This window comes from Mesorhizobium sp. M7A.F.Ca.CA.004.04.2.1, assembly GCF_004022825.1.
In the GTDB taxonomy this organism is placed as follows: domain Bacteria; phylum Pseudomonadota; class Alphaproteobacteria; order Rhizobiales; family Rhizobiaceae; genus Mesorhizobium.
Genome location: NZ_RZPH01000618.1, coordinates 1 through 3,696, shown reverse-complemented (window position 1 = coordinate 3,696; position 3,696 = coordinate 1). Strand labels below are relative to the sequence as shown.

The 3,696-nt window shown below is 62.7% G+C and carries 2 protein-coding genes and 1 pseudogene; all 3 read left to right on the top strand.

Annotated elements, in window-relative coordinates; all coding sequences use genetic code 11:
• Positions 1 to 888, top strand: a pseudogene (locus EN893_RS40085) (acyltransferase); the annotation flags it as partial.
• Complete coding sequence (locus EN893_RS23840; protein WP_127272552.1) at positions 882 to 1,868, top strand: SGNH hydrolase domain-containing protein; 987 nt, start codon at positions 882 to 884, stop codon at positions 1,866 to 1,868. The pseudogene EN893_RS40085 and the gene EN893_RS23840, both read left to right, overlap by 7 nt.
• 149 nt (positions 1,869 to 2,017) lie before the next feature.
• A partial coding sequence (locus EN893_RS23835; RefSeq protein WP_164901054.1) for a transglycosylase domain-containing protein occupies positions 2,018 to 3,696 on the top strand: 1,679 nt, incomplete at its 3' end.

The following is a 3,696-nucleotide window of genomic DNA, read 5'->3' as shown; positions in this document are numbered from 1 at the left end:
GTTCTTCCTGGCGGGTATGTCGGGGTCGATGTGTTCTTCGTCATCTCGGGCTATCTCATCACCGGTCTGCTTGCCCGCATGGCGCTGCGCGACGGCCGCATCTCGCTGATGGCCTTTTATTCGCGGCGAGTGCGGCGACTGCTGCCGACTGCGATCCTGGCCCTTCTTGCCACGCTCGCCGGAACGCTGGTCTTCCTGTCCATGGCACGTTGGGAAGAGACGGCAATCCAGGTCGCTGCCAGTGCGCTCTATGTGCAGAACTGGCGGCTTGCCTGGTAGGCGGTCGACTATCTCGGCGCCGAGGAGGCGGCGAGCCCGGTACAACATTACTGGTCTCTATCCATCGAGGAGCAGTTCTATATCGTCTGGCCATTGCTGATGGTGGCAGGCCTTTGGCTGGCGCGCCGTCTCGGGCGGCCAGCGAAAGACGTATTCCTCGTGGGGCTGACCGCGGTTTTTGCCGGATCGCTGATCAGCTCGGTTGTCATCACCCGGAGCGATCCGGCCGCCGCTTATTTCGTAACCCATACCCGTCTGTGGGAGCTGGCGCTCGGTGGCCTGCTGGCGCTGACGGTCCATCGGTTCAGGGCAGGGCTGCCATTGCGCGCCGCAATGGCGATGACCGGTATTGGCGCCATCGGGTTTTCAGCGCTTTTCTTTTCCGCCTCGACGTCATTTCCTGGCGCTCTTGCCTTGCTGCCGACCTTGGGGACGGTGCTCATCATTGCCGCCGGCGGCATCAAACTGGGCCGGTTCGCGGACTTGATGCCAGCATCCTTTGCTATGTCGGCGACCGGTCGTATTCGATCTACCTCTGGCATTGGCCGCTGGTTGTTTTCTATTCGGCGCATCGCCCCGCGGCCGGGCTCCTTGCAGGTCTCGTGCTGATCGCCCTGACGCTGGCAATCTCGGATCTTTCCTACCGATATGTCGAACAGCGCTACCGGCAGCCGCGGTCGGATACGGAACGGAAACCTCTGGCCTATGCCACTGCCGCCGTTGCCGTCTGCGTGATGATGTCGGGTGGGCTCGGCTATGCGCTCGACAGGAAAGACGTCGATATCAGCCTGATCGGGACACCGAATTATCCAGGGCCGGCAGCGCTTCTTGCCAACGCTTCGGTTCCGCGCGACGTGCAACTGCTGCCATCCCTCGGCAAACTCAGGCGTGACGTACCGATCGTCTATCGACTGAAATGCCATCAGGAGCAGGACAGCACGCAAGCTGTGGGCTGCCAGCTCGGCGATCCCCAGGGAACCAGAACCATTGTCGTCGCAGGCGATTCACACGCAGCACAATGGATCCCGGCCATCGACAAGATTGCCAGGGACCGCAAGTGGAAATTGGTCACCTTCACCAAGGCTGCATGCCCTTTCACCCTTGCCGCGGTGACGGATGAAGGTAAGCCGTATGAGGCCTGCGCAACATGGCGCGACAACGTTCGCGCCGAGATCAGGAAATTGCGGCCAGACCTGATGTTCACCAGCCAGTCTCGCTATTCCGACACACCGGAGCCGGCAATGATCGACGGTTTGCGCAGCATCTGGAGCGACTTGAACAGAACGGGCGTGCGTATTATCGCCATTCGGAACACGCCTTTCGTCAAGTTCGATCCCGGTGATTGCCTGGCCGCCGATGCCGACAAATGCGTCAACGCGCGACAGGAGGTGGAGACGAGCGATGTCTTCGCCCTCGCCGCAGGGGCATTGCCGGGGGTCCGTGTCGTTGACATGAACGATGCCTTATGTGGCAAGGACAGCTGTTCGGCCGTGGTCGGCAACATCATCGTCTGGCGCGACCATCACCATATGACGGCCACCTATGCGCTGGCGCTGGCGCCCTATCTGGCGAAGGCGGCGGGTCTCTAGCGAGATATCAAGGCGTAGCGGCTTTTTCGCATCAACATCGTTGACCAACGCCAGGGCCGGCATTCGAACACGACTTAACCCGCCTTTAAACCGCCGCATCTACTCTTCAACCCGAACGCCATAGGCATCGGGGATATCAAGCACAGCGCATGGCGAACCGCAGAGACAGTCGCATCGAACCCAGTTTCGAGGGGCCGCCGCAGGCGCGGTCCTCGGCGGGTCTTTCGGTGAACGAGGAGGATCGCGTCGTGCCGAGCAATCGCAAAGCCTCCGCAAAACGCAAGCCGGCCAAAGGGAAATCGTCGCGGGCCAAGCGCGGCAGAAGCCGGCGCGGCCTGTTCGGTGTGCTCGGCCGGCTGTTCTACTGGTGCTTCGTGTTCGCCATCTGGGGCGGCATCGCGGTGGCCGGCATCGTCGTCTACTATGGCGCCAAGATGCCGGCGGCGACGACCTGGTCGATTCCCGACCGCGCCCCCAACATCAAGATCGTCTCGGCAGATGGCCAATTGCTCGCCAATCGCGGCATGAGCGGCGGCGAGGCCGTCGGCCTGCATGAGATGTCGCCCTATATCCCGGAAGCCGTCATCGCCATCGAGGACCGGCGCTTCTACTCGCATTTCGGCATCGACCCGATCGGTCTGTCGCGCGCCATGGTCACCAACGTGCTGGGCGGGCGTTTCTCGCAGGGCGGTTCGACGCTGACCCAGCAATTGGCGAAGAACCTGTTCCTGACACCCGACCGCACGCTGGAACGCAAGGTGCAGGAAGTGCTGCTGGCGCTGTGGCTGGAGCACAAGCACACCAAGGACCAGATCCTCGAAATGTACCTGAATCGGGTGTATTTCGGTTCCGGCGCCTATGGCGTCGAGGCCGCCTCGCGCCGCTATTTCGGCAAGAGCGCGCGCGACGTCACCCTGTCGGAAGCCGCATTGCTTGCCGGCCTGTTGAAGGCGCCGTCGCGGCTGTCCCCGGCACGCGATCCGAAGGCCGCCGAGGAACGCTCGCAACTGGTGCTTGCCGCCATGCGTGACGAGGGAAAGATCAGCGCCAAGGAAATGACCTCGGCAATGAGCGCGCCGGCAACGCGTGCGCCGTCCTACTGGACCGGCTCGGAGAATTACGTCGCCGACACCATCATGGAGGAATTGCCCGACCTGATCGGCGATGTGCGCGGCGACATCGTCATCGACAGCACCGTCGACCTCAACCTGCAAAAGCTCGCCGAACAGTCGATCCGCAGACTGATCGACGAGAGCGGCAAGAAGCTCAACGTCACACAGGGCGCGCTGGTGTCGATCGACGATTCCGGTGCGGTACGTGCCATGGTCGGCGGCTACGACTATTCGACGAGCCAGTTCGACCGTGCTTCGGAGGCACGTCGCCAGCCGGGCTCGGCGTTCAAGCCGTTCGTCTATATGGCCGCGCTCGAAGCCGGTCGCACGCCCGACAGCATCCGCAACGATGCGCCGATCAAGATCGGCAATTGGACACCCGACAATTACGGCGGCAAGTATTTCGGCAAGGTGACGCTGGCCACCGCGCTGGCCAAGTCGCTGAACTCGGTGGCGGCGCAACTGACCATGGAGGTCGGGCCGAACGCGGTTGTCGAGGCGGCGCACCGCATGGGCATCCAGTCCGACCTGATAGCCAACACCTCGATCGCGCTCGGCACTTCGGAAGTGACGCCGCTGGAGCTGACCTCGGCCTATGTCCCCTTTGCCAATGGCGGCTACAAGCCGGACATCCATTTCATCCGGCGCGTGACGACCACCGAGGGCAAAGTGCTTTACGACAGCGGCGGCGGCAGCGCGCCGCGCGTCGTCAAGCC